The following is a 26,637-nucleotide window of genomic DNA, read 5'->3' as shown; positions in this document are numbered from 1 at the left end:
CCGGCTCCGGTCGTCTCGAGGTCTGTCATCACCGGGCCGGCGGCGCGGTGCGGGAATAATCGAGGGCGGTGAAGCCGCCGCCCTGGTAGCGCTCGATCACAGGGTCGCCGCTGATCTTGCCCTCCAGGGCCGGGGCGTAGGAATCGGCACTGTCCTGAGGCGCCCAGCCGATGGTGTCGCGCCCGTCCCGGCGCCACCACGTCATGCGGCTGTTGTTCGAGGCGCCCCAGATCACCACCGATCCTTTCGGTCCGAGGGTCGGAGCCAGGGTGGCGCGGGTGATCAGCCGGGTCAGGTCGGCGTAGGACAGCCAGGTCGCCAGCATCCGCGCGTCGGTCGGCTCCGGGAAGCAGGAGCCGATGCGCAGGAAGACACTCTCGACCCCGTGCTTGTCCCGGTACAGGCCGCCCATCATCTCGCCGTAGGCTTTCGACAGGCCGTAATAGCCGTCCGGCGCCAACGCGCAGTCGTCGTCCAGCACCTCGGTTCGCTCATGGAACCCGATCGTGTGGTTGGAGGAGGCGAACACCATGCGGGCGCGCTCCCGCCGGGCCGCCTCGTACGCGTGGTAGAGCCCGCGGATGTTCGGGCCGATCACCGTCTCGAACGGGTGCTCCACCGAGATCCCACCGAAATGCAGGATCGTGCCGCAGCCCTCCGCCAGGCGCAGGATCGCCGGGCCGTCCTCCAGGTCGGCAACCTGGAAGCGCGCGCCCTCCGGCAGCGGATCGGGAAACGGCACCCGGTCTGTCAGGCGCAGCGTCCAGCCCTGCGCGCCGAGCGCCTTCGTCAGCACCCGGCCAAGCGCACCGGAGGCGCCGGTGAGGAGGATGGGCTTTTCGGGGATCGTGTCGGTGGGGGCGCTCATCGGTTCGCTCCGGGATCAGGCGGTTTTCACCGCGTTGAGAGGCGAGGCCGCCTGCGGGTCGTGCGGGCGCTTCACGAAGACCGCCATCGCGACGACGCCGGCAGCGGCAATCACGGCGGCGATCACGAAGGCGCTGGCGTAGCCGCCGAGATACTGCACCGCGAATCCCGTGGCGGTCGGCCCGATGATGCCCGAGATGTTGCTCAGCAGGTGGACGAATCCGCTCACGCCGCCGACCCGCGCCTCCGGCACCAACTCGTGGATCGTCGCCCAGCACGATTGCACCGAACTCGTCAGCATCAGCACCGCCAGCGCGATCAGCGCGACCGCCGTCGCGGCGTTCGGTGCGGCGTTGACGGTGATCAGCGCGATGCCCGCGATGGCGAGCGGCACGATCGTGGTGATCTTCCGCGCCGCCAGCTTGTCGTCCATGCGCTTGTACAGGAGGTCGGCGACGATGCCGCCGCCGACATAGCCCACGAACCCGCAGGCCCAGGGGATCGAGGCTACGAACGCCATCTGCTGCACCGGCATGTGCAGGGCGTCGGTGAGGTAGCTCGGGAGCCACGAGAGGAAGATGTAGAGGGTGTAGTTCACCGCGAACATGCCGAGACCCAGCGACAGGGTGCTCGGCAGGAACAGGTAGCCGCGCAGCGACCGCTCGTGGTCGGAGGCGGCGAGATGCGACACGGCCCGGCTGCGCTCGACCAGTTCGATCTCCTCCGCGGAGACCCGGGGGTTGTCCCGGGGCCGGTCGGTCATGAGGATCCGCCACGCCACCACCCAGAGCAGGCCGACGGCGCCGATGGCGACGAACGCCACCCGCCAGCCGTACTGGATCGCCAGCAGGCCGACGACGGGCGCCGCAATGGCACTGCCGACGGTCTGGCCCGAGAAGGTGACCCCGATGGTGCGCGCCGTCTCCTCTCGGGGAAACCACGTGGTGATGGTGCGGTTCGTGGTCGAGTTCATCGGCCCCTCGGCGAAACCGAACAGCGCGCGGACCACGAACATCTGGGCGAACCCGGTCACCGCGCCAGTGAGCATGCACAGGACCGACCAGGAGGTCGCCGCCCAGGTGTAGACGCTGCGCGGGCCGTAGCGGTCGGCGAGCTGGCCGCCCACGAAGGCGAACAGGGCGTAGCCGAAGAAGAAGGTGCTGAAGATCACCCCCAGCTCGGAGGGCGACAGGTTGAGGTCCTGCTTGACGAAGGGCGCGGCCACGCCAAGCGCGGCGCGGTCCATGTAGTTGATGATCCCGGCGATAAACAGCAGAGCTGCGATCAGGAACCTGTATCGTTTGGAAAACATCGGGCTTCCTCCGGATTGTCCATTTTTTGTTTTGTATTTTTTACAAGAACGCGATCGTGCAGGGGCTCGAACTCTGGCGTGAGCCCGTCTGGGTGAGATCCCCGGATCCGGGGTCGATGGTGAATTCGGCCAGGCTGTCGCCCTGCTCGTTGGCGACCAGGAGGCGGACCCCGTCCGGCGCCAGCGTCATGAAGCGCGGGTCCCGGCCGCCGGATGGCGTCCAGCCGGCCGGTTCGAGGTGGGAGTCGGCCACGCGGAAGCGCGCGATCCCGTCCTGGCCACGGTTCGAGGCGTAGACGAAGCGCCCGTCGGGCGTGACCACGATCGCCGCCGCCGTGCTCGCTCCGAAGAAATCCGGCGGCAGCGTCGGGACGCACTGAAGCGGCGTGAGCGTCCCGGACGGCGCATCCCACCGGCAGGTGGCGAGGGTGGAATCCAGTTCGTTGACCAGGAAGGCGAGGGCCCCGCCGGGATGGAACGCGATGTGGCGCGATCCGGCGCCTGGGCGCAGCACGGCTTCGGAGGCGATCTCCAGGCGGTCGCCGCCGATCCTGAGGATGAAGACCCGGTCGAGACCCTTGTCGGGCACCAGAACGTGGCGCCCGTCCGGCGACAGGACCACGTGGTGCGGGTGAGCGCTGGCCTGCTCGGTCCGGTGCGGGCCGGGCGCGCCGGGCATCGGGAGAACCTGCGCGGCCGGTTCCAGCCCGCCATCGGGCCGCACCGGCATCAGCGCGACCGAGCCGCTGGCGTAGTTCGCGACGATCAGGAACCGCCCGCTCGGGTCGAGCGCTTGGTGGACGCTGTTGGTGCCGCCGGTCTCCGCGCTGCCGAGGCTCCGCAGGGTGCCGTCCGGCGTGACCGTGAAGGCGGTGGCCGCCGCGCCGTCGCCCTGGACCGTGTAGAGCACACCGCGGGTGGGATCGGTGACCAGGAAGGACGGGTTGTCCAGCCCGTCGACCCGGCCGAGATGGGTCCAATCGTCGAGCCCGGCTCCAACACGGTAGACGTCGATGCCCTGGCCACGCGCCCGGCGCCGCGCGGTGGTGAAGCAGCCGACGAAGGCGAGGCCGAGGGGGGAGCGGGGCGCGTCGTCGGTCATGCCGGTCTCCGGATCAGCTCCGCCGCGGGACGCGGCGCAGGAAGTCCGGGTTCAGCTCGGACAGGCGGTTCACCCCGATCAGCGCCATGTCGCGGTTGAGCTCCTCCTTGAGGATCCGCATGGCGTGCTCGACGCCCGCCGCACCGCCGAGCGCCGCGCCGAACATGAACGGCCGGCCGAGCAGGACGAAATCGGCGCCGAGCGCCAGGGCCTTCATCACGTCGGTGCCGCGGCGGATGCCGCTGTCGACGATGATCTTCAGGTTGCCCTTCCGGGCGGCGATCTCGGGCAGCACGTCCAGGGGTGCGATGGCGTGGTCGAGCTGGCGGCCGCCATGGGTCGACAGGATCACGCCGTCTGCGCCGCAGTCCTTCGCGATTTCAACATCCTCGGGGGCCAGGAGCCCCTTCACGACGAGGTTGCCGGACCACCGCTTGCGGATCGCCTCCAGGTTCTTCCAGGAGAGCTGGTCTCGCGCGATGGTGTTGCGCACCGCGCCCTGCGACATCATCGGGGGGCCGCGCTCGGCCTCGGTGTTCTCGAAATGCGGGGCGCCGTGCTTCAGGAATGTCCGGGCGACGGTGCCCAGCAGCCAGCGCGGATGGGTCGCGCTCTGCCACGCGACCTTGGGCGTGACCTTGATCGGCATCGAGAAGCCGCTGCGGGTGTTGTGCTCGCGGTTGCCCAGCGTCGGGGTGTCGGCCGTCACCACGAAGGTGCGATAGCCGGTGGCCGCGACCCGGTCGAGCAGGCGGTCGATCCGGGTCTGGTCCCCCGGCAGGTAGCCCTGGAACCAGGCCTGCGGGTTCTGGGCGTACACGTCCTCCAGTTTGATCAGCGAGGAGGCGCTGAGGATCATCGGCAGGTTCATCCGCCGGGCCGCCTCGGCGAGAACGATGTCGCCGCGATAGGCGATGAACGCCGCCCCGCCGAGCGGCCCGACCCCGAAGGGGGCCGCGTAGGTGTGGCCGAACAGGTCTGTGACGGTGTCGCGGCCGGAGGTGTCGCGCATCAGCCGCGGCACGAGCGCATAATCGGCGTAGGCACCGCGGCTATGGGCGAGCGCCGCCCCGGTCTCGGCCCCGCCGGCCACGTACTGGAAGATCATGTGCGGCAGCAGCCGTCGGGCCTGGCGCTCGAAATCGTCGAGTGCCAGCAGGTCGCGGAACCGATAGGGCGTGACCGCGTCGCTGCGCTTGAGGCTGGTGACGAGGGCCTGCGGGCCGGCGATGCCGGGGGCCGCGGTATCGGCCTGCCCCACCGTGGGGGCCTCGCGCTCGGGAGCCCCTAGGCCGGAAGCCGGCTGGTCGAACGTCGCCATCCCCTCCTCCCTGGTTTTCAGCGGACCCGGATGTCTGCGGGCCGGCAGTCGAGTTGAAAGCGCTTTCAGATAGCCAGCAACGTTCGGGAGTGTCAATATACTGCCGGTCCAGGCAACGCTTGGGCGCGGACGCGTACCGGGGGAGAGTCGAATTTCCGTGTTGGATGGGCCGGGTGAGATCCTCGAACCGCCGTCGCGCAGCCCGGTGGCGCGGGACGTGGCCCATCGCGCCGGGGTCTCGACCGCGACGGTCTCCCGGGTGCTCAACGGCTCGGCCGGGGTCCGGGCCGACAAGCGGGACGCCGTGATGCGCGCCGCGCAGGATCTCGGCTTCGTTGCCAACGGCGCCGCGCGGGCCCTCTCGACCCGCCGGTTCATGGCCGTCGGGGCCGTGGTCCCCAACATCGAGAACGAAGCGTTCGTGCGCGTCCTGTCGAGCTTCCAAGAGCGGCTCCGACAGGCCGACTACACCCTGGTCGCCGCCAATGCCGGCTACGACCTCGAGGACGAGCTGCGCGAGGCGACCTTCTTGCTGGAACGCGGCGTCGACGGGCTGATGCTGGTCGGCGACATCCACCACCCGGATCTCCATGCCCGCATCGCCCGGCATGGCATCCCGATGGTGCAGACCTTCAGCCTGTCGCGGGAGCGTCCCTGCGTCGGCTTCGACAACGCCGCTTCCGCAGCCCGGGCGGCGAACTACCTGATCGATTTGGGCCATCGCCGGATCGGGGTGATCTCCGGCCTGCGCAAGGACAACGACCGCGGCGGCGCCCGCGTCACCGGCATCGCGCAGGCGCTGGCGGCGCGCGGCCTGACGCTCGCCCCCGAGCACGACATCGAGATCTCCTATGGCATCGGGGGCGGCCGCGACGGCTTCCGCCAGATGCTGGCGGGCGGGCGTCCGCCCACCGCGATCATCTGCGGCACCGACCAGATCGCCTTCGGGGCGATGATCGAGGCCCGGGCAAGGGGGCTCGACGTACCCGGCGACCTTTCGGTGATCGGCCACAACGATTCCGATTTCGCACCCTTCCTCGACCCGGCGCTGACCACCATCCGGATCCATTCCGCCGAGATCGGCCACGCTGCCGGGGACCACCTGATCGCCCGGATGCAGGGCCGCCCGATGGTGCGCCTGACCCAGATCGACGCCGAGCTGATCCTGCGCGCCAGCACGGCGCCGCCGCGCAAGCAGAACCTCGATTGAAGCGGATCAGCGATATCTTGCCACCGTTTTGAAATCGCTTACAACACCGTCATCGCCAAACGGACGCCCAACCGCGCCGCATCCCGGGAGACAACATGGCCCCGCGCATCGTCCTCCTGCACGCGACACCGGTCGCGATGGCTCCGATCCAGGCGGCCTTCACGGAGCGCTGGCCCGAGGCCGAGACGGTCAACCTGCTGGATGACGGCCTGTCCCTCGACCGGGCCAAGGAACCCGGCGAGATCTCGGAAGGGATGATCGACCGGTTCGTCCGGTTTGGGCGCTACGGTCACGACATGGGCGCCGACGGCATCCTGATCACCTGCTCGGCCTTCGGACCGGCCATCGACCGGCTGATCGAGTCCGTGCCGGTGCCGGTGCTCAAGCCGAACGAGGCGATGTTCCGGGCGGCGATCGCGCAAGGCGAGCGCATCGGCATGCTGGCGACCTTCGGCCCCTCGATCGGCACCATGACCGATGAGTTCGAGGAATTCGTCGGCCAGGCCGGCCGGCCGGCGAGCCTGCGGACGATCCTGGTGGACGACGCCATGGTGCGCCTGCGCGCCGGCGACGCCGAGACCCACAACCGGCTGATCGCGGCCCGCGCTTCGGAACTGTCCGACTGCGACGCGATCATGCTGGCGCATTTCTCGACCTCCCGGGCGGCCGAGGCCGTGCGCGCGGTGGTCGATGTCCCGGTCCTGACGGCGCCCCACGCGGCGGTGGACCGGATGCGCGCGATGATCGAGACGGCTGGGAGGGCCTGATCCATGAAGCTCGGTACCTTTTCCGACCGCCTCAGTGGCCATTGCGGGTTCCTGTTCACGGAGCGGCCGCTGGCGGAGCGGTTCGCCGCCGCGGCCCGAGCCGGGTTCCGGGCGGTGGAGCACCCCAACCTGTTCGCGACCCCGGCCCGGGACGTTGCGGCCTGGCTCGATCGGGCCGGCGTGCCGCTGGTTCAGACCGGCTTTCCGGCCGGCGACGCCTCCAAGGGGGAGAAGGGCTTCGCGGCCCTGCCGGACAAGGTCGCGTATTTCCGCTCCACCATCGAGCCGACCCTGGACTATGTCGCGCAGCTCGGCTGCCGGATGGTCCACCCGATGGCGGGCGTCCGGCCGGCCGGCGCCGAGCCCGCGCGGCTGTGGGACACCTATCTCGACAACCTCGCCTTCGCGGCCGACGCCGCCAAGGCCCGCGGCATGACGGTGATCGTCGAGCCGATCGGCCCGGGCTCCATCGCCGATTACGTGATCGACGACCCGCTCAAGGCCGTGGATGCGATCCGTGCCGTGGGCCGGGACAACGTCAAGCTGCTGTTCGACGCCTATCACTGCGTCTGCCTCGGCCATGACCCGGCGGCGCTGATCCGGGCACACGCACCGCTGATCGCCCATGTCCAGATCGCCGACAATCCCGGCCGGCACGAGCCCGGCACCGGTACCATCGCGTTCGACCCGATCCTCGAAGCGCTGGAAGCCGTTGGCTATGCCGGCTTCATCGGCTGCGAATATCACCCGGCCGCGGGCACAGAGGCGGGCCTCGGCTGGATGCGCGCAGCCTCGGCGTAGGGCCGGTGGCCGTCAGAACCGCGCTGCGACGCCGCCCATGATGGTGCGCGGCTGGCCCGGGGTGGCGTAGCGGTTCTGGAAGGCGCTGTCGTAGTAGATCGCGTCGAACAGGTTGTCGACGTTGAGGTAGACCCGGACATCCGGCGTGATCTGATAATACGATATCAAGTTCACCACCGTGTAGGCGGGCATCGTGAACGTCGACACGGCCGTCCCGGCGACGCGCTGGCCGACCACGTTGAGCCCGCCCCCGAAGCCGAGCCCCTTCAGGGCGCCGCCCTGGACCTCGTAGACCGCCTGCATGGCAAAGCTGTTGGCAGGAATGTTGGCCAGTCGGGTCCCGACCGGGATCGTGTTGTCCCGCGCCACCGCCGCATCGACATAGGTGTAGGTGCCGATCACGCGCAGGCCCGGCGCCAGCTCGCCTGCCAGGGTGAGATCGAAGCCGCGGCTCTGCACCACGCCGGCGGCGACGTTGAAAGCGGAATCGACCGGGTCCGTGGTCGGGACGTTGGTGCGCCGGATGTCGAACACGGCCGCGGTGGCGTTGAGCCGCCCTTCGAGCAGGCCGACCTTCACGCCGGCCTCGTAGCCCTCGCCGCCCTCGAAGGCGAGGGGCTGGGCGCGCCGGTCGAAGCCGGTGCTGGGCTTGAACGAGCGCGCGTAGTTTCCGTAGACCGCGACCGCGTCGGACAGATCGTAGACCAAGCCGAAGCGCGGCAGCGCCTCCGTGCCGCGCAGGTTCGTCGTGCGGTTATTCCGATAGGACGTCGAGTCCTGTCCGACATCCTCGACCCGGACCCCCACCAGGGCGTGCAGCTGAGGGGTGACGTCGATCTGGTCCTGGACGTAGCCCGCGTAGCTCTCCGTGTGCTGCAGGAAGTTGGTGATGGTGGGCAGGCTGCGCGGCAGCGCCTGGCCATAGCGCGGCGCCAGCAGGTCGAGCAGGAACGGATAGGTTGCGGCGTTCGAGCGGTCGAAGATCTCCCGGTAGCGGTAGCGGTCGTATTCGAGGCCGAGCAGCAGCGTGTGGTGCAGGAAGCCGGTGTCGAACTTGCCCGCCAAGTTGACCTGCACATCGGTGTCGGACCACGTCAGGTCGCGCCGTTCCAGGTTCCGGCGCAGGTTGCGGCCGTCCGGCAGGAAGCCGTTGGCGGCCGCGCCGACGCCCCAGCTCTTCAGGGACCCGCCGAGCACCTGCGCGCCGGCCGTGAGCACCCAGTCCTGGTCGAACCGGTGCTCGATCCGCAGCTGGCCCAGGGCGTCCTGGACCACGCTCTGCGGCAGGCCAGGCTCGCCGAGGAAGCGGGAGCGCGGGACGTTGCGCAGTCGGCCCTGGAGGGGGACGATGCCGCGATCGAAGGTCGTGCCGGTGCTGACGAAGGCGCCTTCCAGGGTGATCGTCGTGTCCGCGCTGGGCTTCCAGGCAAGGACGGGGGCGACGTGGTAGCGGTCTCCGCTCACGAAATCGCGAAAACTGCCGTTGTCCTCCACCGCGCCGGTGATGCGGGCGAGCACCTGGCCGTTTTCGTCGAGCGCCCCGGTGGCGTCGAAGGTGCTGCGCTTGGCGCCGTAGCTGCCGTACTGCGTGCCGATCGCCAGCGATCGCTCGGCCAAGGGCTGCTTGGTGACGATGTTGAAGGTGCCGCCGGGATCGCCGCGTCCGTACAGGAAGGCCGACGGACCCTTGAGCACTTCGATCCGCTCGATCGCGACGATGTCCGGCGCGTTCGGGTAGCCCCGACTGATCGGGAATCCGTTGCGATAATAGTCGAACACGGAGAAGCCGCGGATCGTGACTTCGGTCAGGCCGAGGCCGCCGAAACTGTTGGCGCGGCCGACGCCGGCCAGGTCGAGGGCGGTGTCGATCCGCGTAGCGGCCGCGTCCTCCAGCACCTGCCGGGTTACCGGCACGACCGTCTGCGGGACGTCGCGCAGGGGCGTATCGGTGCGGGTGGCGCTGATCGTGGTCGCGGGGGCGTAGCCCTCCGGGGCCCGGGACGGACCGCCCTGACCGGTGACCGAGAGTTCTTCGAGCTGGACCTCGTGATTCGCCTCGAATGCAGGTTCTGCCTGAGCCCGATCCGAGCTCATCACAGCAGAGCAGCCGATGATGAGCGCCGACGCAGCGAACTTTGCGCCCCGACAAGAAGTAATCGGTCCGGATTGTTTGAAGGTTTTCGCCACGTTCTCAAGCCAAGCTGCGTTCAGGCTGCCGGTATGGTTTCTGTGAACCAAAACGGTCAAGCTTGATCGCGGGCCTGTGCCCGGCGTAAAACTTGGAATGACTTTGAACTAGCCGTGGGATATCTTACGAGCGCTCAAAACTGCCCGCAGGCAGGGCCGGCGCGTTGCTGTCGCGCAACATCGCGGGCAGGCGGTTCGCGCGTGGCTTCGACGCCGCGGTCTGGCTACGGAGCCCCGAACAGCCGCGCCCGACGCTCCAGCACGGCCGGCCAGACTTCCGGGTTCACCAGGCGGGGCGGGGTCTCACCGCGCAGAAGGCCGATGATCTGCTCGGCGCCCCAGGAGGCCACGTTCCGGCGCGCCTCGTGGGTGACGCCGGCGGTGTGGTAGGTCGCCACCACGGTGTCGAGCTGCAGCAGGCCGGAATCACGGGGCGGGGGCTCCGGTGCCCACACGTCGAGGCCGGCCCCCGCGAGATGGCCGGCCGTGAGGGCATCGGCCAAAGCCGCCTCGTCGTGAACGCCGCCCCGGGCCGTGGTGATGAACAGCGCGCCGGACTTCATGGCCGCGAAGGTCGTGGCGTCGAAGCTGCCCCGGGTCGTGTCGTCGAGCGGGCAATGCAGGGACACGATGTCGGACTCGGCGAGCAGCCGCGCGCGATCCACCGGCTCTGCGCCGCGCGCTCGGATCTCGTCGGCCGCGAGCAGCGGGTCGTAGGCCAGGACCCGCATGTCGAACCCGCGGGCGAGCTTTGCGACCTCCCGACCAGTATGGCCGATGCCGACGAGCCCGAGGGTCGCGCCGCCGATCTCGTGGCCCATCAGCGATTCCCGCGAGAAGCCCCGTTCCGTCCGCAGCAGCCGGTCCGAGACGCAGATCTTGCGCGAGACGGCGAGCATCAGGCCGATGGCAAGTTCCGCCACCGAGCGGGCATTGCCGCCGACCTGGTTGACCACGGCGACGCCCGCCCGGGTACAGGCGGCCGCGTCCACCGTGTCGAAGCCCGCCCCGCCGGACGACACCGCCAGCAGGTTCGGGCAGCCGGCCAGAAGGCCGTCGGTGACGTGCCAGCGGCGGGGCAGCTCGTCCCGTGCCGGGGAGACGTGGAAGACATGCGCCTGCGCCAGCAGGGCCTCGAGCGTTTCCGCCGGGCCCTGCAGGTCGCCGACCTGGAGGTCGATATCGGGCTCGGCCCTCAGCCGCGCATCGAAGACCGGGTTGATCCAGAGATTGAACCGGCAGACGCGCTTGAGGGCCGCCATCGGGTCAGCCCTTCACAACGGCGTCGATCGCATCGACCACGTGGTCGATGTTGTGGGTGTTGACCGCCGCCACGCAGATCCGGCCCGTCTCCAGGGCATAGACCTCGTGCTCGGTGCGCAGGCGGGTCGCCTCCTCGGGGCTCAGCCCGGTGTAGGAGAACATGCCCTTCTGCGTCTTGATCGCGTCGAAACCGCGCTCGGGGTGGCGCTGCTGCAGGCTGTCGGCCATGCGCACCCGCATGGAACGGATCCGCTCACGCATCTCGGCCAGCTCCCGCTCCCAGTCGGCGCGCAGCTCCGGATCGGTCAGCACCATCTCGACGATGGCCGCGCCGTGGGTCACCGGGTTCGAGTAGCTCGCCCGCACAAGCCGCTTGGCCAGGGACTCGACCTTGGTCTTCAAAGCCGGGGTCTCGGCGACGATCGTCAGCGCGCCGACGCGCTCGCCGTAGAGCGAGAACGACTTCGAGAACGACGAGGCGACGAAGAACTCCTGACCCGACTCGGCGAACAGGCGCACCGGCGCGGCGTCCGCATCGAGGCCGTCGCCGAAGCCCTGGTAGGCGATGTCGAGGAACGGGATCAGGCCGCGCTCCGCGAGCAAGGGTGCGAGGTCGCGCCACTCGTCGGGCGTCAGGTCGGCGCCGGTCGGGTTGTGGCAGCAGGCGTGCAGCACCACGATCGAGCCCTTGGGCAGCGTCTCGAGGTAGGCGCGCATCGCCGGGTAGTCGACGCCGCCGGTCTCGGCCGAGAAATACGGGTAGTCGACGACGGTGAAGCCGGCCTGCGTGAACAGCGCCTTGTGGTTTTCCCAGCTCGGGTTGCTCACCGCCACGGTGGCGCCGGGATTGAGCACCGCGAGCACGTCGGCGCCGGTCTTGAGGGCGCCGGTGCCGCCGATGCTCTGGAGCGTCGCGGTGCGGTTCTGCGTCAGGATCGGGGCGCCCGCACCGAACAGCAGGGCCTGGACCGCGTCGCGGAACGGCTTGGTCCCCTCGATCGGCCGGTAGGTCTTCGGCAGACCCTTCTCGATCCAGCGCTTCTCGGCGGTCTGCACGGCGCGCAGGCGCGGCACCTTGCCCTCGGCATCCGTGTAGACCCCGACCACAAGGTTGAGCTTTTTCGTGCTCGTGTCGGCGTTGAAAGCCTCGAACAGGCGCATGATCGGGTCGAGCGGCGCGTCCTGGATGCCGGCGAACAGCGAGGTCATGATCGTCAATCGTCCCAGAGGGTCTTCGATGCGGCGCGAGCGGGCGGATCTGTCCGAAGTCGCGGGTCGGCCGACGCCCTTATTTCCCACATCGCGCCTGCCCGCCAGCGCTTCCGCGCGCAGCTGCATCCCGATCCGCTCAAGGATGAATGGATTTTGAAACCGCAGGCCGCGAACGCGTTTGGGTTCGCCTTCTCTGTTCGCGAAAGCCCGTGGCCAGCTTGTCGGACCGGTGCGCGGGCCCTGCGATGCACGCTTCCCGCCCGGCGCGACTGCCCATAACGTGTGGCGATGAAGCAGATCCTCGCCCCGATCGTCGCCGTTCTCCTGGCCGCGGCACCGGCCGCCGCTCAGGCCCCGGTGCGGATCGGCCTGTCGGCGCCGCTCACCGGGCCGGATGCCGCCTTCGGCCAGGGGCTGCGGCAGGGCGCCGAGCAGGCCGTCGCCGACCTGAACCGCGCCGGCGGCGGCCGGCCGAAATTCGCCCTGGTGCCGGCCGACGATGCCGGCGATCCCAGGCAAGCCCTCGCCGCCGCGAAGAAATTCGCTGCCGACGGCGTGCGCTTCGTGGTCGGGCCACTCGAATCCGGGGCGGTCGCGGCGGCGGCCCCGGTCTACGAGGAGGCCGGCGCCGTGATGGTCGCGCCCGGCGCCACCTATACGCCCCTGACCGGCCGCGGGTTGTGGAACCTGTTCCGGCTCGGCCCGAGCGACGCGCAGCAGGGCCGGGCCGCGGGGAGCTATCTCGTCAAGGCGTTCGCCGGCCGGCGGGTCGCCATCGTCAACGATCGCTCGACCTACGGGCGCGGCCTCGCCGAGGCGGTGGCGGCGCGCCTGAAGGAGGCCGGCACCCCGGAGGTGCTGTTCGACGGCTTTCCCCGCGGCACCCGCGACCTCTCCGATCTGGTCGGACGGCTGAAGGCGGCCCGGGTCGAGGCGGTGTATTTCGGGGGGCTCGCCCCGGAGGCCGCCACTCTGGTCCGCGCCCTGCGCGAGGCGTCCATCGGTGCCCCGCTGGTCGCGGGCGACGGCATCCTCGATCCCGCGTTCGCGGCTGTCGCCGGTGCGGCCGGGGAGGGGACCGTGATGACCCTGCCGCCCGATTCCCCGCGCCTGCCCGAGCCGAAGGGCAGCAAGGCGCCGGCGCGCAGCCCCGAGGCCGAGAGCGTCGCGGCGTCGGGCTACGCGGCGGTGGAGGTGCTGGCGCAAGGCTTGGAGCGCGCCCGTGCGGCGGACCCGAAGGCCGGACGCGTTCCGGACGGCCGCAAGGTCGCCGAGGCCCTGCACGGCACCCAGCCGGCGCGCACGATCCTCGGGCCGGTCGGCTTCGACGAACGCGGCGACCGGATCACCGGACCGGTCACCCTGCGGGTCTGGCGGCGGACACCGGACGGGCGCCTGGACTACGCCGGCAACGACGTCTCCGGTCCGTGAGGGCGGGCCACTCGGGAGCGCGATCCGGGGACGTGCCGGACGTGGCATTCTGGAGATGCCCTCCGGTATTTTCGAAAAGATGAGGCCAAATCAGCGTTTGCGCGCATCATCCGGGGCTCGATATCCAGTCCGAAGCGCACGGCGTGACTTGCCGCGGGATCGTACGACGACTAAATGCGGACAGCGTCGCTGAGCAGGCGCGGACCGTCCGTCGGATCGGATCCGCGCCCTGTGGCGTTTCCCGAGCTTGATGACAGCCGTAGAAGTTTTGCCGGAACGCCTGCTGCCGGACGGTCCGACTGGAGAAGGTGCATGGCGAAAGAAGAATTGATGCAGTTCGACGGTCTCGTGATCGAGATCTTGCCGGACGCGCGCTACCGCGTACAGCTCGACCAGGGCCACGAGATCGTCGCCTACACGGCCGGCAAGATGAAGAAGAACCGCATCAAGACGCTGGCGGGTGATCGGGTCACGGTCGAGATGTCGCCCTACGACCTCGAGAAGGGCCGCCTCGTGTTTCGTCATAAGGACGAGCGCTCCGCGGGTCCGCGTCCGCAGGTGCGGGGCGGTCAGTTCCGCCGCCGCTGATGGCTGAGCGCGCGACCCGGGGTTCCTCGGTCGCGCCGGCCTATCTGCTCCTCACGCTCACGGCGCTGCTCTGGGCCGGGAATGCGGTCGGCAGCCGCTGGGCCCCCGGCCACGTCTCGCCTCAGGTGATCACGACGCTGCGCTGGGCGGTGGCCTGCACGGCGCTCGCGCCGTTCGCGGCCCGCAGGCTCGTCGCGGAATGGCCGCTCCTGCGGCCCCACTGGCTGCGCATCCTGCTGATGGGCGGCCTCGGCTACACAGCCTTCAATTGCCTGTTCTACGCCGCCGGCGTCCATACCGGCGCGGTCAACCTGGCGCTGTTCCAGGGGGCGATCCCGGTCCTGGTGATCCTGCTCAACCGCGTGGCCTACCGGGTGCCGGTCACCGCCGGCCAGATGATCGGCGTGGTCCTGACGCTGATCGGCGCCGGCATCGCCGCGACCCACGGTGACTGGTCGGTCCTGACGCGCCTCGATTTCAACCGGGGCGATGTCCTCGTGTTCGGCGCCTGCCTGCTCTACGCGGGCTACACGATCTTCTTGCCGACGCGTCCGAAGGTTACGGCGCTGGCGTTCTTCGCCGCCATGGCGATCGCCGCCTTCGTGACCTCGCTGCCGCCCCTCGCCGTCGAGTGGGCTACGGGGCACGCGGTCTGGCCAGGGCTGGCGGGCTGGGCGATGGTCGCCTTCGTTGGCCTGGGCCCATCGCTGATGGCGCAGCTTTTCTTTATGCGCGGGGTCGAGCTGATCGGCCCGAACCGGGCCGGCCTGTTCGTCAACCTCGTGCCGATCTTCGGCGCGGGTCTCGCCGTCCTGCTGGTCGGCGAGCCGTTCGGGGCGACTCAAGCCGTCGCCCTGGCCCTGGTGCTCGGGGGGATCGCCTGTGCCGAGCGCCTGAAGCCGGCGCCGGCCGCAGGGGCGACCCACGAAGCCGCCTATTCGCAGACGCGGACGCGCCGGATGTAGACGTCGCCGTAGGGGTCGATCGTGCGGCGGCGCTCGAAGTGGCAGACCGGACCGTAATCCTCTTCCACATAGACAGGCGGCGGGGCGCGGTAGACCGGCCGGCCCGGATAGTAGCCATTGTTGGCCGACGACGCGATGGCGCCGCCGACTGCGAGGCCGCCGAGCACGCCGAGGGCCGCCGCGCCGCCGGCGCCGATCCCGTCACGGGCCTGGGCGGCCGGCGAGAGGGTGGCGAGGCTCCCGACGATGAGGCTCGTCGCGAGAAGGTACTTCATGACATTCCCCCTGATGGGTGCGATTCGATCAAGCGTAGGCTGAGTACCACATCTCAGCTTTGGGGCGTTTGTTCGGCCGCACATCCCGACTTGACGTGGGGTGTTCCGACGCACCAAACCCGAGTCGGACGCATCAAAACAACAACCGGGAGCGGTGGCCGGCATGGTGACACGGGGCTTCGTCGGGCGCAGGCAACCGCCCGAGACCGGCGCGCGGATCCCGCCCGGCCAATATCTCACCGAGGATTTCCCGATCCTGCAGATCGGCCCCAACCCGACCGTGGATCCGGCCACCTGGCGGTTCACGCTGCGTGAGGGCTCTCGGCCGATCAAGACGTGGAGCTGGGAGGACTTCGAGGCTCTGCCCCGCACCACCTGGCAGGGGGATATTCACTGCGTCACCAAGTGGTCGAAGTTCGACACCGCCTGGGAGGGCGTGAGCTTCGACGACCTGCTGGCCGATGCCGGCATCGCGGCGCCGACCGGGTATCTCCTGGCGGAATCCTACGACGACTACACCACCAACGTGCCGGTGGCCGACCTCGTGAACGGCCAAGCCATGGTGGCGACGCGCTATGCCGGCCAGCCGATCCACCCAGATCACGGCGGCCCGGCGCGGCTGCTCGTGCCGCACCTCTATTTCTGGAAGAGCGCCAAATGGGTGAAGGGCCTTCGCTTCACTCAGACCGATACCGCCGGCTTCTGGGAGTTGCGCGGGTATCACATGTACGGGGATCCCTGGCGTGAGCAGCGCTACACCGGTGACTGAGCCGATCGTCTTCCGCTGGCACCAGGCCGAGATCACCGCGATCGCGCCCGTCACCTCGCAGGTGAAGAGCTTTCGGCTGCGCTGTGACATCGCTCAGGCCTACCGGGCCGGCCAGCACGTGGATGTCCGCCTGACCGCCGAGGACGGCTACCAGGCCCAGCGCAGCTACTCGATCGCCTCGGCGCCCGACGGCAGCGGCACCCTCGAGCTGATGGTCGAGGCGCTGCCTGACGGCGAGGTCTCGGGCTGGTTCTCGGAGGCCGCCGAAGTCGGCGACCGGGTCGAGTTGCGCGGGCCGATCGGCGGCTCGTTCTCCTGGGACGGTCCGGACGGCGGCCCGCTGCTGCTGGGGGCCGGCGGATCCGGCGTGGTGCCACTGCTGGCGATGCTGCGCCAGCGTGCGCTGGTCGCTCCGCAGATCCCGGCGGCCCTGATCTACTCTGCCCACACCCGCGCGGGGGCGATCGCGCTGCCCGAGCTGGAGCGCCTTGCCGGCGACGGAACCGGATTCTCCCTGCACATCACCACCACCCGGGATGCCGGTGGCCGGCGGATCGACGCCGCCCTCGTGGCCGGCGCCCTGACGCGGCTCGGACGACCCGAAAAGGTCTTCCTCTGCGGTTCGAACCGATTCGTCGGCGCGGCCTCCGACTTGATCCTGGCGGCGGGCGTCCCTGCGGGCGTGATCCGGACCGAGCGGTTCGGGAGCTGATCAGGGGCTGAAGATCAGGACGAGGTAGACGAAGAACACAACGAGGTGCACGGCGCCCTCCAGGACCGTCGTTCGTAGGCCCGAGAAAGTCTGCGTGCTTAGGATCAGCGTGACCGCCAGCAGCGTCATCTCGGTCGGCTTGAGGCCGAGCACCACGGTCTGGCCAGTCAGCAGGCCGATCGTCAGGATCGCCGGCACCGTGAGGCCGACCGTCGAGGTCGCCGCGCCCAGGCACAGGTTGATCGCTCGCTGCAACTCGTTGCGGGCGATGGCCTTCAGCGCCGAGATCGCCTCCGGGGTGAACACGATGGCGGCGATCAGCACGCCGCCGAGCGCGGAGGGCGCACCGAGCGCCGCGATGCCGTGGTCGAGGATCACCGCGAGACTTTTGGCCAGCAGCACGATCGGAACGACGTTGGCGAGCAGCAGGACGACGTGCTTCGCCATCGCGCCGCGCGAGGTCGAGCCCGAGGCGGACCCGCTGTCCGCCTTCTCTTCCGCATCCTGGAAGAAATCGCTGTGCCGGCTGGTCTGGATCAGCAGGAACACCCCGTAGAGCGCCAGCGTGAACACCGAGAAGGTCACGGCCTGCAGGGTGGTCAGGGTGCCGTCGGCGGTCGAGCTGGTGAAGTTCGGGATGATCAGCGCGACAGTCGTCAGCGGGATGATCACCGACAGGAAGGCCGATGCTCCCTGCAGGTTGTAGCTCTGCTGGTGGTGGCGCAGGCCGCCCATCAGCAGCCCGAGGCCGACCACGCCGTTCAGCACGATCATCAGCACGGCGAACATCGTGTCGCGACCGAGCGTCGGCGCATCCTTGGCCGAGAGCATCACGGCGGAGATCAGCGCCACCTCGATGATCACGATCGACAGCGTCAGCACCAGGGTGCCGAGCGGCTCGCCGAGGCGATGCGCCAGCTCCTCGGCCTCGTGCACCACCCCGAAGGCCGCCCAGACGATGACCGCGAGCAGCCAGGCGAACAGGCCGCCCGCGAACCAGGGCTGCGACAGGTCCCCGAGCCAGGCCTTCCCGAACCACGCGAAGGCGAGAACCGTCGCCCACGCCACAGCCAGCCGCAGGGCTCCCGTCATGATCTTGGTGGTCCCCGGCCGGATCGTTTTGGTGGTGTCGCGCAAGGTGTTAGACTACCTCATAGGCGATTCCTGTGACGTGACCAGCGGTGGCGTCGAGATAGGGGAACGCGATGCGCATGTCCGTGACAGATGCCAACGCGCAGCTCACGGAACTCGTCCGGCGCGCGGAGACCGGCGACGCGGTGATCCTGACCTGCCATGGCCGGCCGGTCGTCCGCATGGTGGCCGTGGAGCCGAAGCCGGATCGGACGGTGCGCCGGGCGCTCATCGAAGCGATTCAGGTCGCCGCTTCCGCCAAGCTCACCCCTGGCCCGCGCGCCGCCCGCAGCCAGGATTTCCTTTACGACCCGGACGGCCTGCCCGGATGATCGCGAATGACACCTCCGCGCTCATGGCGATCCTCCAGAACGAGCCGGAGGCGGAGCGTTGCATCGCCCTCATCGAGCGCGAGAACAGGCTCGTGATGTCGGCGGCGACGGTCGCCGAAGCGTTGATCGTGTCGGAGCGCCGGAACGTCGGCGACGAGATGGGCCGCCTGATCGACGGGCTCGCCATCGAGATTGTGTCGGTCACCGCAGCCTCGGCCGGACGCGTCGCGGCATGCTATCGGCGCTGGGGCAAGGGCCTGCATCCGCCCGGTCTGATCTTCGGAGATTACTTCGCCTACGATGTCGCCAAGGAACACGGCTGCCCACCGCTGTATGTCGGTGCGGATTTCAGCCGGACCGACATCACCGCACCGGTCTGCTGACGCGCAACCGGCCCATGCCGTGGTGGGAGTGGTCATCGGGCCCCGTAGGCGCTACCTTGTCGGGACCCGAATAAAGTCCGGTGCCTGATTCCTCCGCCGCGCGATGGCGCGCTGCCGGGCGCGGCGCGGCCGTTGAGAGTTTCCGAAACTTGCCCTTCCCGACCCTGCCCGCCCCCCTCGCGCGGGCCCTGTCCGAGCGCGGCTACGCCGATCCCACCCCGGTCCAGGCCGCGGTGCTGGAAGCGGCGGCCGGCGCCCGCGACCTCCTCGTCTCCGCCCAGACCGGCTCCGGCAAGACCGTGGCCTACGGTCTCGCCATGGCCGACATGCTCTTCGGCCGAGGGGCGGATGAGGAGGCCGGCGCGTCCGAGATGCTGCCGCCCGCGGGCGCGCCGCTCGCCCTGGTGATCGCCCCGACGCGCGAATTGGCGCTCCAGGTCCAGCGCGAGCTGCTTTGGCTCTACGCCCCGGCCGGCGGTCGCGTCACCGCCTGCGTCGGCGGCATGGATCCCCGCCGTGAGGCCCGGATGATGGCCGACGGCACCCATATCGTGGTCGGCACCCCGGGCCGGCTGCGCGACCACCTCGAGCGCCGCAACCTCGACCCGACCAACCTGCGCGCCGTCGTGCTCGACGAGGCCGACGAGATGCTCGACCTCGGCTTCCGCGAGGATATCGAGTTCATCCTCTCGGCCACCCCGCCGGAGCGCGCGACCTACCTGTTCTCCGCGACCCTGCCGAAGGCGATCGAGGCCCTGGCCGAGCGCTACCAGCGCAATGCCCTGCGGCTGGCGATCAAGGGCGAGAGCAAGGGCCACGCCGACATCGCCTACCGGGCGGTGCGGATCATGCCGCGCGAGACCGAGCACGTGGTGCTCAACCTCCTGCGCGAGGCGGACGCGCCGACCGCGATCGTGTTCTGCAACACCCGCAACGCGGTGCGCCATCTCCAGGCGAGCCTCACCGAGCGCGGCTTCTCGGTGGTCGCGCTCTCGGGCGAACTCGGCCAGGGCGAGCGCAACGCCGCCCTCCAGGCCCTGCGCGACGGCCGCGCCCGGGTCTGCGTCGCCACCGACGTGGCGGCCCGCGGTATCGATCTGCCGTCGCTGAGCCTGGTGATCCACGCCGACCTGCCGCATGACGCCGAGGTGCTGCAGCACCGCAGCGGGCGCACCGGCCGGGCCGGGCGCAAGGGCACCTCGGTGCTGCTGATCCCGAACTCCCGCCGCCGCCGCGCCGAGCAGATGTTCGCCACCGCCAAGGTCAGCCCGGAATGGTCGGGGCCGCCCTCGGCCGACGACATTCGCAAGCTCGACGGCGAGCGCATGCTGTCCGACCCGCTCTTCTCCGAGCCGCCGGCCGAGGAGGATGTCGCGCTCGCCGGCGCCCTGCTCGCCGGCAAGACGCCAGAGGAACTCGCCGCCCTGCTGGCGCGGGTCTACCGCACCCGCCTGCCGGCGCCCGAAGAGGTCAGCGATCCCGGCGAGGGCCGTGCGCCGCGCGGCGTCAGCGAGCGCCCGCCCTACGACCCGATGAACCCCGAGCAGATCGCCGCCCTGGGTCCGGCGGTGTGGTTCCGGCTCAATCTCGGCCGGCGCGACAACGCCGACCCGCGCAGGCTGCTTCCGATGCTGACCCGCCGCGGCGGTATTGGCCGCCAGGAGATCGGCGCGATCCGGATCTTCGACCGGGAGACCAAGTTCGAGATCCGCGGCAACGCCGCCGCGCGCTTCGCGGAGGCGTTCGCCCGCAACGGCTCGCCGGAGATTCAGGTCGAGGCCTTGGCTGGGGATGCCGGCCCGGCCGAGCGCAAGACCAGCCCGAGTGGCCCGAAGGGGTTTGCCAGCCCGCGCGCCGGCAAGCACCAGCGCCAGGCCGAGCGGTCCGGTCCCCGGCCCGATCACAAGCCGGGCCGGAACACCGGCCGGAGCTGATCCGGTCGAAAACCTGAACGGGGGCGACGCTGCGCCCCCGGACGGCCTTGGAGCGCCGCCCCGAACGCCACCCGCCCCGCGATCCGCAAAGACGATGCGGATCGCGGGGCGGGCGTATCGATCCGGTCCGGTACCGGGCTTGAGGCGCTAGAACACCTTCTTCATCGCATCGCCGAGTGCGTCGACGCTCTCCTTCAGCTTCCGGCCGGCAGGCGCCAGGGACGGAAGCTTGATGCCGAGCACCTCGGTCTCCTCGTCGGCCGGCTCGGCCTGCGCGACGGTCGCGGCGCCGGGCTTGATCGCATCGGCGGTCTTCTTCGCCACGGGCGGCTTGCTCACGGCCACCGCCTTGCGGGCAGGCTTCTCGGGTGAGGCCGGGATTGGCGTCGCCGCAACCGGCTTCGGCGCGGGCGTCGCGGCGGGTACGACCGCATCGCGGGCCCGGACGGTCTCGGACGCCCGCGGCTGCTGCAGCGCGGCGGTGCGGGTCGGCGGCAGAGGCACGACCTGCCGGGCGGCGGTGATCGGCGCGATCGGCGTCGGCGTCGGGATCCGCTTGGTCGGCGCCTCAGGCGCGGCGACGCTTTTCACGGGCGGTGGGGCGCTCGGTGTGCTTCTGGCCGGCACGGACATGGGCGGGCTCGCGACGACCGGCGCGGGCGCCAAGGCCTCCGGCAGGACGGCCATGCGCAGAGCCGGCTTCTCGGGCTCAGCCGGCTTCGGGGCGTTGGGAGCGGTGGAAGCCATTCCGGCCACGGCCGGAAGACCGTCCTTCAATTCGGGCCAGTCCGCAGCCCGGCTCGGCGGTCCCAGCTTAACGGGTGTCGGGGCTGCGAGCCCTGCCATCAGGGTCGAGGCGGCGACCCCGAAGCCCGCCAGCGCGCTCACGCCGACCAGCCCGGCTAGGACCAGTCGCAGGCTGGGCTTGCGTCCGGGACGGAGCGCCGGCGACCGATGCGGCCGGGTGTCGGACGGGTCCAGGGCGAGGTCCATCATGGTCCGGGGTCTCTGACACGGTGCACGACGCGCGCGACCGGGCCCCCCACGACCGGCCGCCGTTCTCCATCAATTTGGAGATGGGTCGACTCTGCCGTCGATAGAGAAACCGCAATACGGCGCAAAGATGTCGCGCCGTATTGGGTGCCCGGCCAATCGAGGCTCGGCTATCCACAAGATAAGCTGAAGCCGCTTAAGAATCCGTAGTCGCTTCCATTGCCCCGGTTCGGCTTCGACGGCGGCGATGCGCCACCCATCCGCGGGGCCGGTCCGTCATCGTCCGATGCGACTCGCGGGTCCGGGCGGCAGAGGCTTCGCCGCCGGGTCAGCGCGAGCGCGGTTCCCGAAGGCGGCCGCTGACGTCAGGGGAAAAGACGAAGCGAATCAAAAAGCTAGCGCATCGTACCGGTTCCGGTCATCGGGACGATGCGCTATGCGTCTCGCCGTGGATACGACCCCGACCCAGCCTCTCATCTCGGCGGCACCGCCCGACAGGCGTCGTGCCGGCTTCTGGTCCTGGACCGACTGGTCGACCCGGGCCCGGCTGGTCGCGGTCGTTCTGTTCATCGACGCGCTGGCTGCCCTGATCTCCTGCGGGGTGATCGTGCTCAACGCGCGCAACGCGGTGCGGGTCGAGACCCGCGCCTCGCTGGCCACGGTCGAGTCCCTGGTCGCCGACACGATCCGCCTGTCCGACACCGCCTCTCCGGACACGCTGCTGCAAACCCTGGACCTCCGCTTCAAGGTCCTGCGCCACGTCCGGGTCGCGGTCCTGGAAGCGGACGGCGACCAGGTCGGCAAACCGATGCCGCCGCACCGGTCCGAGCGCGAGGCGCCCCGTTGGTTCGCCGACCTGATCATGCCGCCGATCGAGCGCCACACCCTGCCGATCGTGGCGAATGGACAGACCCTCGGAACCGCGCAGATCACCACCCAGCCGATGGACGAGATCGACGAGATCTGGGGTTATGCCCGGGCGCTCTCGATGACCACCTTGGCCATCAATGCCGCGATGCTGATCGCGCTCTACCTGGCCCTCGGGCGCATCCTGGCGCCGCTGCAGCGGCTGGGTGCCGGCCTGACGAAGCTGGAGCACCACGATTACACCGCGCGCTTGGAGCCCCCCGGCGCCCGGGAGCTGGCGGTGATCGCCGAGCGGTTCAACAAGGTCGCCGCCGCGCTGAGCGAGGTCCGCGCCGCCAACGGCCGGCTCAACCGGCAATTGCTCACCGCGCAGGACGACGAGCGCCGCCGCACCGCGCTCGAACTGCACGACGAGTTCGGCCCCTGCCTATTCGCCCTGGAGGCCAACGCCGCGTCGATCGCCCGGATCGCCTCGGGCGCGGCCGAGCCCAATCGTGAAAAGCTCGCCACCCGGGCGGCCGAGATCAGCGCCATCGTCGGGCAGGTCCAGACCGTCAACCGGGAATTGCTGAACCGCCTGCGCCCGCACGGGCTCGGGCAGGCGCCGCTCGCCACCTGCCTCGACCTGATGCTGCGCGGCTTCGGTCAGCGCCATCCCGCCACCGTCTTCGTCGGCCGGTTCGACAGCCTGGCCCGCGGCTATGGCGACCTCGTGGACCTCACGGTGTTCCGCTGCGTGCAGGAGAGTGCGACCAATGCCGTGCGGCACGGCGCCGCCACCCTGGTCGAGGCCGAGGCCGTGGAAGCGGACGGCCAATTGCGCGTCACGATCCGCGACGACGGGACGGGAATCCCGCTCGAACACCGCACCGGGCTCGGTCTGTCGGGGATGCGCGAGCGAGTCGAGGCGTTGGATGGTACCTTCGCCCTTGACAATGCCGGCCCCGGAGCAATCGTCAAGATCACGATCCCCGTTCCGCCGGAGCGGGTCGACGAGAACAACAACGCGCCGAGCGCATGAACGCCATCGCCTCCCAGATCGACGCCGCCGCCACACGCTTACCGGTCCTCGTGATCGACGATCATCCGATCGTCCTGCAGGGCTGTCGCCGGGTCCTCGAGGATTCCGGGGTCGAGACCATCGCGGAGGCGACCACGGTGGTCGGCGGCTACCGGATCTTCCACCGGCTGCGGCCGCCGGTGGTGATCTGCGACCTGACCTTCCAGGGCAGCGGCATGGCCGGGCTCGGCCTGATCCGCCGTATCCGCGCGGTCGCCCCGGAGACGCGCATCCTGGTGTTCAGCATGCACAACGATCCGGTGATCGTGGCGCGGGCGCTCGAGGCCGGCGCGTTGGGCTACGTGCTGAAGGACCACGCTTCGGCGGAGCTGTTCGAGGCGTTCGGCAAGGTCAGGGTCGGCGAGGTCTACCTCGACCGCCGGCTCGCCACCGAGGTCGCCATGCTGAGGGCCGACGCGCGCCGGACGCCGGAATCCCAGCTCACGCCCCGCGAGCAGCAGATCCTGGCGCGGCTGGCGCAGGGCCGGTCTTACGGCGCCATCGCGGCCGACCTGTCGGTGAGCTATAAGACCGTCACCAACGCCTGCTCGCAGATGCGCCAGAAGCTCGGCGTCCGGACGCTGGCCGAGCTGATCCACGTGGCCGTCACGCACGCCCAGCGGCAGGGCTGACGCCCAAACAGAAACCGGGCAGGAGTTGCCTGCAGGAGCTGCCTTTTGACCGACGGTGACACCGGCCCGAACGCGTTCTCCCGCGACGCGTGGGCGCGCAACGCGGCGGCCTACGAGACGATCCGTTCGATGCCGTTCAACGCCGAGCTCGCCGCCGGCACGCTGCGGCAGGATCGCTTCCGCCACTACATCGTGCAGGACGCGCATTACCTGATCGGCTTCGGCCGTGCGCTGAGCCTCGCCGCCGCGAAGGCGCCGGACCCGGACGGGATCGTGCAATTCTCGCGCGCCGCGCAGGACGCCATCGTAGTGGAGCGCGCGCTCCACGGCGGTTTCTTCCGGGATTACGCGATCGGCCCTGAGACCTTCGCGGCGACCGCGCTGACGCCGGCCTGCCACCACTACGTCTCGTACCTGCTCGCCGCGGCCTATGCCGAGCCGTTCGAGGTCCTCTGCGCGGCCCTGCTGCCGTGCTTCTGGATCTACAAGGCGGTGGGCGACGACATCCTCGCCCGCGCCGCCGCCGACAATCCGTACCAGGCCTGGATCGACACCTACGCGGGCGACGAGTTCGCCGCTTCCGTGGCCGGGATGATCGCCGCCACCGACCGGGCCGCCGAGCAGGCGTCGCCGGTGGTGCGCGTGCGGATGCACGAGGCCTTCACGCAGGCCACCCGGCTCGAATGGCTATTCTGGGACAGCGCCTATCGGGATGCGGCGTGGCCATTGTGACGATCCCGGGCCGGGCGTGACGCCACCGGACCTCAGTCGCCGGGCGATCCTGGCGGCGACGGCGGCCGCGGCCGCGTTCGGGCCCGTCCGGACCGGAGCCGCCGACGCGCCGGGTCCGATGGCCCAGGATCGCCCGGTCCGGATCGCCATGATCCTTTACCCGGGCATGACCGCCCTCGACGTGGTCGGCCCCCAGGCGCTGCTCGCCGGCCTCGCCCCCAACAGCCTGCACTGCGTGGCGCAATCCGCGGGGCCGGTCGCCAGCGACACGGGCTTGAGCCTGGTCGCGACCCACACGTTCGAGACCTGCCCGCCCGATCTCGACGTCCTGCTGGTCCCGGGCGGTGACGGCACCCCCGGGCAGATGTGCGACGCGGCCCTGCTGGGCTTCCTGCGGGCACGCGCCCCCGGCACGGCCTGGGTGACGAGCGTCTGTACCGGCTCGCTGATCCTCGGGGCGGCCGGCCTGCTCAGGGGCTACCGCGCCACCTCGCACTGGTGCGTACGCGACGCGGTGCTGCCGCTGCTCCGCGCCGTGCCGGTGGCCGAGCGGGTGGTGTTCGACCGCAACCGGGTCACCGCGTCCGGCGTCTCGGCCGGGCTCGATCTCGGGCTGGCACTCGCCGCCCGCCTGCGCGGACCCGACTATGCCCGCACTGCCCAGCTGGTCGCCGAATATGCCCCGGAGCCGCCGTTCCGGGCCGGGACGCCTGCTCAGGCCGGTCCTACGATCGTCCGGGCGGCGGACGCGATCCTCGCCCCGTTGGTGGCGGGGTCGATCCGGGCGGCCCGGGGGGACTGAACGCCCGAAAGCGATGCAGCCGCGCCACGCTTCGCGCCGACGTTGTGCGGCGTCCTTGACGGGGCGCCCTGCGAACCGAACTGTGCCGTCAGGAACCGCCGGAGCCGCCATGTCCCTGATCGCACGCCTGCGCGCCTACGCGACCGAGGCTCTCGGGGTCGGCGCCTCCGAGCCGGTGGACGACACGCATCTGGCCGCGACCGCGCTGCTCGTACATGTGGCCCGGGTCGACGGGATCCTGGCGCCCGCCGAGAGCGACCGCCTGTCCCGGATCGTGCAGGGCCGCTACGCCGACGGGCCGGACGCGGCCCGGGCGCTGATCGAGCGCGCCGCGGCGATCGATGCCGAGACGCGCGACGTGGCGAGCCTCGTCGAGATGATCCCGCACGAGGCCAACACCACGGAGCGCCAGGAATTGCTGACCATGGCGTGGTCGGTGGCCGCCGCGGACGGCATCGTGGACGAGTTCGAGGAGGCGCTGGTCGAGCGCCTCGGCCGGTTGCTCGGCTTCGACGAGGCGGCGGTCACCGCGGCCCGGCGGACCGGGCAGCAGGGCGTCGGCGCCGTCTGACCGCGCGGGCCGGCCGATGATCGCCAGCCTCGCGCTGATCCTCCTCGCCCAGCTCGTCGGCGAGGTCCTGGCCCGGGGCGCCGGGGTGCCGGTGCCGGGTCCGGTGATCGGCATGGGGCTGATGTTCGCTTTCCTGCTGCTGCGCGACAGCCGCCTCGGCCTGCCCCGGATCCTGCCGCAGCCGCTGACCGACGGCACCCTCGAATCGACGGCGCGGGGGCTCCTGATGAACCTGTCGCTGATGTTCGTTCCGGCCGGCGTCGGCGTGGTCGGGCGGCTCGACCTGCTGCGGGCCCAGGGGCTCAAGCTCGCGATCGTGCTGGTGATCTCGACCGCCCTGTCGCTGCTGGTGACCGTGCTGGTGTTCCGCGCGGTCGCGTCCCGGGTCGAGCGGCGGCGACCGGACGGCGAGGCCTGA

The 26,637-nt window shown here is 70.4% G+C and carries 27 protein-coding genes; 17 read left to right on the top strand and 10 right to left on the bottom strand.

Annotated features, from left to right (window positions below):
* Positions 1–28: 28 nt before the first annotated feature.
* From FVA80_RS16180 to FVA80_RS16165, 4 genes are read right to left on the bottom strand one after another with little or no spacing between them, the layout of a single operon-like run.
* Positions 29–868 carry an NAD(P)-dependent oxidoreductase gene (locus tag FVA80_RS16180; protein WP_147908736.1) on the bottom strand — a complete coding sequence of 280 codons (840 nt, stop codon included), beginning with the start codon at positions 866–868 and terminating at the stop codon, positions 29–31.
* A gap of 15 nt (positions 869–883) precedes the next feature.
* A complete protein-coding gene (locus FVA80_RS16175) occupies positions 884–2,179 on the bottom strand; it encodes an MFS transporter (RefSeq protein WP_147908735.1) in 1,296 nt (431 codons plus the stop codon).
* A gap of 40 nt (positions 2,180–2,219) precedes the next feature.
* Positions 2,220–3,281, bottom strand: a complete 1,062-nt coding sequence (locus tag FVA80_RS16170) for a lactonase family protein (RefSeq protein WP_147908734.1) — start codon at positions 3,279–3,281, stop codon at positions 2,220–2,222.
* 13 nt (positions 3,282–3,294) lie between these two features.
* Positions 3,295–4,602 (bottom strand): alpha-hydroxy acid oxidase, encoded by a 1,308-nt coding sequence (locus tag FVA80_RS16165; RefSeq protein WP_147908733.1) that lies wholly within the window; start codon positions 4,600–4,602, stop codon positions 3,295–3,297.
* A gap of 157 nt (positions 4,603–4,759) precedes the next feature.
* Between FVA80_RS16165 and FVA80_RS16160 the strand changes: the two genes are divergently transcribed.
* The 3 genes from FVA80_RS16160 to FVA80_RS16150 all read left to right on the top strand — a co-directional run bounded on the left by FVA80_RS16160 (position 4,760) and on the right by FVA80_RS16150 (position 7,380).
* Positions 4,760–5,812: a LacI family DNA-binding transcriptional regulator gene (locus tag FVA80_RS16160; RefSeq protein WP_147908732.1), complete on the top strand. Its 1,053-nt coding sequence runs from the start codon at positions 4,760–4,762 to the stop codon at positions 5,810–5,812.
* A 95-nt stretch (positions 5,813–5,907) separates the two neighbouring features.
* Positions 5,908–6,579, top strand: a complete 672-nt coding sequence (locus tag FVA80_RS16155) for an aspartate/glutamate racemase family protein (RefSeq protein WP_147908731.1) — start codon at positions 5,908–5,910, stop codon at positions 6,577–6,579.
* A 3-nt stretch (positions 6,580–6,582) separates the two neighbouring features.
* A complete protein-coding gene (locus FVA80_RS16150) occupies positions 6,583–7,380 on the top strand; it encodes a TIM barrel protein (RefSeq protein ID WP_147908730.1) in 798 nt (265 codons plus the stop codon).
* Positions 7,381–7,392: 12 nt separating this feature from the next.
* Here the strand turns inward: FVA80_RS16150 and FVA80_RS16145 are convergent, their stop codons facing one another.
* From FVA80_RS16145 to FVA80_RS16135, 3 genes are all read right to left on the bottom strand, one after another.
* The gene (locus FVA80_RS16145; RefSeq protein WP_246691976.1) at positions 7,393–9,474 is read right to left on the bottom strand and encodes a TonB-dependent receptor; all 2,082 of its coding nucleotides are present in this window, start codon (positions 9,472–9,474) and stop codon (positions 7,393–7,395) included.
* Positions 9,475–9,791: 317 nt separating this feature from the next.
* On the bottom strand, positions 9,792–10,829 hold the full coding sequence (locus FVA80_RS16140) for a hydroxyacid dehydrogenase (protein WP_147908729.1): 1,038 nt from the start codon (positions 10,827–10,829) through the stop codon (positions 9,792–9,794).
* 4 nt (positions 10,830–10,833) lie between these two features.
* Positions 10,834–12,039: an amino acid aminotransferase gene (locus FVA80_RS16135; protein ID WP_147908728.1), complete on the bottom strand. Its 1,206-nt coding sequence runs from the start codon at positions 12,037–12,039 to the stop codon at positions 10,834–10,836.
* 291 nt (positions 12,040–12,330) lie between these two features.
* Between FVA80_RS16135 and FVA80_RS16130 the strand changes: the two genes are divergently transcribed.
* The 3 genes from FVA80_RS16130 to FVA80_RS16120 all read left to right on the top strand — a co-directional run bounded on the left by FVA80_RS16130 (position 12,331) and on the right by FVA80_RS16120 (position 15,026).
* The gene (locus tag FVA80_RS16130) at positions 12,331–13,473 is read left to right on the top strand and encodes a branched-chain amino acid ABC transporter substrate-binding protein (RefSeq protein ID WP_147908727.1); all 1,143 of its coding nucleotides are present in this window, start codon (positions 12,331–12,333) and stop codon (positions 13,471–13,473) included.
* 312 nt (positions 13,474–13,785) lie between these two features.
* On the top strand, positions 13,786–14,061 hold the full coding sequence (gene infA / locus FVA80_RS16125; protein ID WP_007561169.1) for a translation initiation factor IF-1: 276 nt from the start codon (positions 13,786–13,788) through the stop codon (positions 14,059–14,061).
* Entirely contained in the window at positions 14,061–15,026 is a 966-nt protein-coding gene (locus tag FVA80_RS16120; protein WP_147908726.1) for a DMT family transporter, read from the top strand. Before infA ends, FVA80_RS16120 begins: the two co-directional genes overlap by 1 nt.
* Here the strand turns inward: FVA80_RS16120 and FVA80_RS16115 are convergent.
* A complete protein-coding gene (locus tag FVA80_RS16115) occupies positions 14,996–15,301 on the bottom strand; it encodes a hypothetical protein (RefSeq protein WP_147896884.1) in 306 nt (101 codons plus the stop codon). The genes FVA80_RS16120 and FVA80_RS16115 overlap by 31 nt on opposite strands.
* 163 nt (positions 15,302–15,464) lie before the next feature.
* On the opposite strand from FVA80_RS16115, the gene FVA80_RS16110 reads away from it, so the two are divergent.
* Both FVA80_RS16110 and FVA80_RS16105 read left to right on the top strand, forming a co-directional pair.
* Entirely contained in the window at positions 15,465–16,070 is a 606-nt protein-coding gene (locus FVA80_RS16110; RefSeq protein WP_147908725.1) for a sulfite oxidase-like oxidoreductase, read from the top strand.
* On the top strand, positions 16,045–16,782 hold the full coding sequence (locus FVA80_RS16105) for an FAD-binding oxidoreductase (RefSeq protein WP_246691975.1): 738 nt from the start codon (positions 16,045–16,047) through the stop codon (positions 16,780–16,782). The genes FVA80_RS16110 and FVA80_RS16105 overlap by 26 nt, the downstream gene beginning before the upstream one ends.
* Here the strand turns inward: FVA80_RS16105 and FVA80_RS16100 are convergent, their stop codons facing one another.
* A complete protein-coding gene (locus FVA80_RS16100) occupies positions 16,783–17,874 on the bottom strand; it encodes a calcium:proton antiporter (protein ID WP_147908724.1) in 1,092 nt (363 codons plus the stop codon).
* A 113-nt stretch (positions 17,875–17,987) separates the two neighbouring features.
* Here FVA80_RS16100 and FVA80_RS16095 point away from each other — a divergent pair, with 113 nt between their 5' ends.
* From FVA80_RS16095 to FVA80_RS16085, 3 genes are all read left to right on the top strand, one after another.
* Positions 17,988–18,245, top strand: a complete 258-nt coding sequence (locus tag FVA80_RS16095) for a type II toxin-antitoxin system prevent-host-death family antitoxin (RefSeq protein ID WP_147908723.1) — start codon at positions 17,988–17,990, stop codon at positions 18,243–18,245.
* Positions 18,242–18,628 (top strand): type II toxin-antitoxin system VapC family toxin, encoded by a 387-nt coding sequence (locus FVA80_RS16090; RefSeq protein WP_147908722.1) that lies wholly within the window; start codon positions 18,242–18,244, stop codon positions 18,626–18,628. Before FVA80_RS16095 ends, FVA80_RS16090 begins: the two co-directional genes overlap by 4 nt.
* 149 nt (positions 18,629–18,777) lie before the next feature.
* Positions 18,778–20,562 (top strand): DEAD/DEAH box helicase, encoded by a 1,785-nt coding sequence (locus FVA80_RS16085; protein WP_147957844.1) that lies wholly within the window; start codon positions 18,778–18,780, stop codon positions 20,560–20,562.
* Positions 20,563–20,709: 147 nt separating this feature from the next.
* Here the strand turns inward: FVA80_RS16085 and FVA80_RS16080 are convergent, their stop codons facing one another.
* On the bottom strand, positions 20,710–21,558 hold the full coding sequence (locus FVA80_RS16080) for a hypothetical protein (RefSeq protein WP_147906774.1): 849 nt from the start codon (positions 21,556–21,558) through the stop codon (positions 20,710–20,712).
* 433 nt (positions 21,559–21,991) lie between these two features.
* Between FVA80_RS16080 and FVA80_RS16075 the strand changes: the two genes are divergently transcribed.
* The 6 genes from FVA80_RS16075 (at position 21,992) to FVA80_RS16050 (ending at position 26,637) form a co-directional block, all read left to right on the top strand.
* The gene (locus FVA80_RS16075) at positions 21,992–23,443 is read left to right on the top strand and encodes an ATP-binding protein (protein WP_147906775.1); all 1,452 of its coding nucleotides are present in this window, start codon (positions 21,992–21,994) and stop codon (positions 23,441–23,443) included.
* The gene (locus FVA80_RS16070; protein WP_007561188.1) at positions 23,440–24,114 is read left to right on the top strand and encodes a response regulator transcription factor; all 675 of its coding nucleotides are present in this window, start codon (positions 23,440–23,442) and stop codon (positions 24,112–24,114) included. The genes FVA80_RS16075 and FVA80_RS16070 overlap by 4 nt, the downstream gene beginning before the upstream one ends.
* Positions 24,115–24,159: 45 nt before the next feature.
* Positions 24,160–24,846, top strand: a complete 687-nt coding sequence (gene tenA / locus FVA80_RS16065; protein WP_246691974.1) for a thiaminase II — start codon at positions 24,160–24,162, stop codon at positions 24,844–24,846.
* 16 nt (positions 24,847–24,862) lie between these two features.
* Positions 24,863–25,648, top strand: coding sequence for a DJ-1/PfpI family protein (locus tag FVA80_RS16060; protein ID WP_246691973.1), 786 nt, complete (start codon positions 24,863–24,865; stop codon positions 25,646–25,648).
* Positions 25,649–25,757: 109 nt separating this feature from the next.
* On the top strand, positions 25,758–26,219 hold the full coding sequence (locus FVA80_RS16055; RefSeq protein WP_147906776.1) for a TerB family tellurite resistance protein: 462 nt from the start codon (positions 25,758–25,760) through the stop codon (positions 26,217–26,219).
* Positions 26,220–26,235: 16 nt separating this feature from the next.
* Complete coding sequence (locus tag FVA80_RS16050; RefSeq protein ID WP_147906777.1) at positions 26,236–26,637, top strand: CidA/LrgA family protein; 402 nt, start codon at positions 26,236–26,238, stop codon at positions 26,635–26,637.

Origin of the sequence: Methylobacterium sp. WL1 (assembly GCF_008000895.1) — a bacterium.
Classification (GTDB): Bacteria; Pseudomonadota; Alphaproteobacteria; order Rhizobiales; family Beijerinckiaceae; genus Methylobacterium.
The sequence above is the reverse complement of the archived record's forward strand: the minus strand, read 5'-3'. Positions and strand labels throughout refer to the sequence as shown.

Excerpts from the sequence above, each read along its gene's own strand:
- FVA80_RS16180 (WP_147908736.1), bottom strand. The coding sequence starts at position 868 with ATGAGCGCCCCCACCGACACGATCCCCGAAAAGCCCATCCTCCTCACC.
- FVA80_RS16175 (WP_147908735.1), bottom strand. The coding sequence starts at position 2,179 with ATGTTTTCCAAACGATACAGGTTCCTGATCGCAGCTCTGCTGTTTATC.
- FVA80_RS16170 (WP_147908734.1), bottom strand. The coding sequence starts at position 3,281 with ATGACCGACGACGCGCCCCGCTCCCCCCTCGGCCTCGCCTTCGTCGGC.
- FVA80_RS16165 (WP_147908733.1), bottom strand. The coding sequence starts at position 4,602 with ATGGCGACGTTCGACCAGCCGGCTTCCGGCCTAGGGGCTCCCGAGCGC.
- FVA80_RS16155 (WP_147908731.1), top strand. The coding sequence starts at position 5,908 with ATGGCCCCGCGCATCGTCCTCCTGCACGCGACACCGGTCGCGATGGCT.
- FVA80_RS16150 (WP_147908730.1), top strand. The coding sequence starts at position 6,583 with ATGAAGCTCGGTACCTTTTCCGACCGCCTCAGTGGCCATTGCGGGTTC.
- FVA80_RS16145 (WP_246691976.1), bottom strand. The coding sequence starts at position 9,474 with ATGAGCTCGGATCGGGCTCAGGCAGAACCTGCATTCGAGGCGAATCAC.
- FVA80_RS16140 (WP_147908729.1), bottom strand. The coding sequence starts at position 10,829 with ATGGCGGCCCTCAAGCGCGTCTGCCGGTTCAATCTCTGGATCAACCCG.
- FVA80_RS16135 (WP_147908728.1), bottom strand. The coding sequence starts at position 12,039 with ATGACCTCGCTGTTCGCCGGCATCCAGGACGCGCCGCTCGACCCGATC.
- FVA80_RS16130 (WP_147908727.1), top strand. The coding sequence starts at position 12,331 with ATGAAGCAGATCCTCGCCCCGATCGTCGCCGTTCTCCTGGCCGCGGCA.
- infA (WP_007561169.1), top strand. The coding sequence starts at position 13,786 with ATGGCGAAAGAAGAATTGATGCAGTTCGACGGTCTCGTGATCGAGATC.
- FVA80_RS16120 (WP_147908726.1), top strand. The coding sequence starts at position 14,061 with ATGGCTGAGCGCGCGACCCGGGGTTCCTCGGTCGCGCCGGCCTATCTG.
- FVA80_RS16115 (WP_147896884.1), bottom strand. The coding sequence starts at position 15,301 with ATGAAGTACCTTCTCGCGACGAGCCTCATCGTCGGGAGCCTCGCCACC.
- FVA80_RS16110 (WP_147908725.1), top strand. The coding sequence starts at position 15,465 with ATGGTGACACGGGGCTTCGTCGGGCGCAGGCAACCGCCCGAGACCGGC.
- FVA80_RS16100 (WP_147908724.1), bottom strand. The coding sequence starts at position 17,874 with ATGACGGGAGCCCTGCGGCTGGCTGTGGCGTGGGCGACGGTTCTCGCC.
- FVA80_RS16095 (WP_147908723.1), top strand. The coding sequence starts at position 17,988 with ATGCGCATGTCCGTGACAGATGCCAACGCGCAGCTCACGGAACTCGTC.
- FVA80_RS16090 (WP_147908722.1), top strand. The coding sequence starts at position 18,242 with ATGATCGCGAATGACACCTCCGCGCTCATGGCGATCCTCCAGAACGAG.
- FVA80_RS16080 (WP_147906774.1), bottom strand. The coding sequence starts at position 21,558 with ATGATGGACCTCGCCCTGGACCCGTCCGACACCCGGCCGCATCGGTCG.
- FVA80_RS16075 (WP_147906775.1), top strand. The coding sequence starts at position 21,992 with ATGCGTCTCGCCGTGGATACGACCCCGACCCAGCCTCTCATCTCGGCG.
- FVA80_RS16070 (WP_007561188.1), top strand. The coding sequence starts at position 23,440 with ATGAACGCCATCGCCTCCCAGATCGACGCCGCCGCCACACGCTTACCG.
- FVA80_RS16055 (WP_147906776.1), top strand. The coding sequence starts at position 25,758 with ATGTCCCTGATCGCACGCCTGCGCGCCTACGCGACCGAGGCTCTCGGG.
- FVA80_RS16050 (WP_147906777.1), top strand. The coding sequence starts at position 26,236 with ATGATCGCCAGCCTCGCGCTGATCCTCCTCGCCCAGCTCGTCGGCGAG.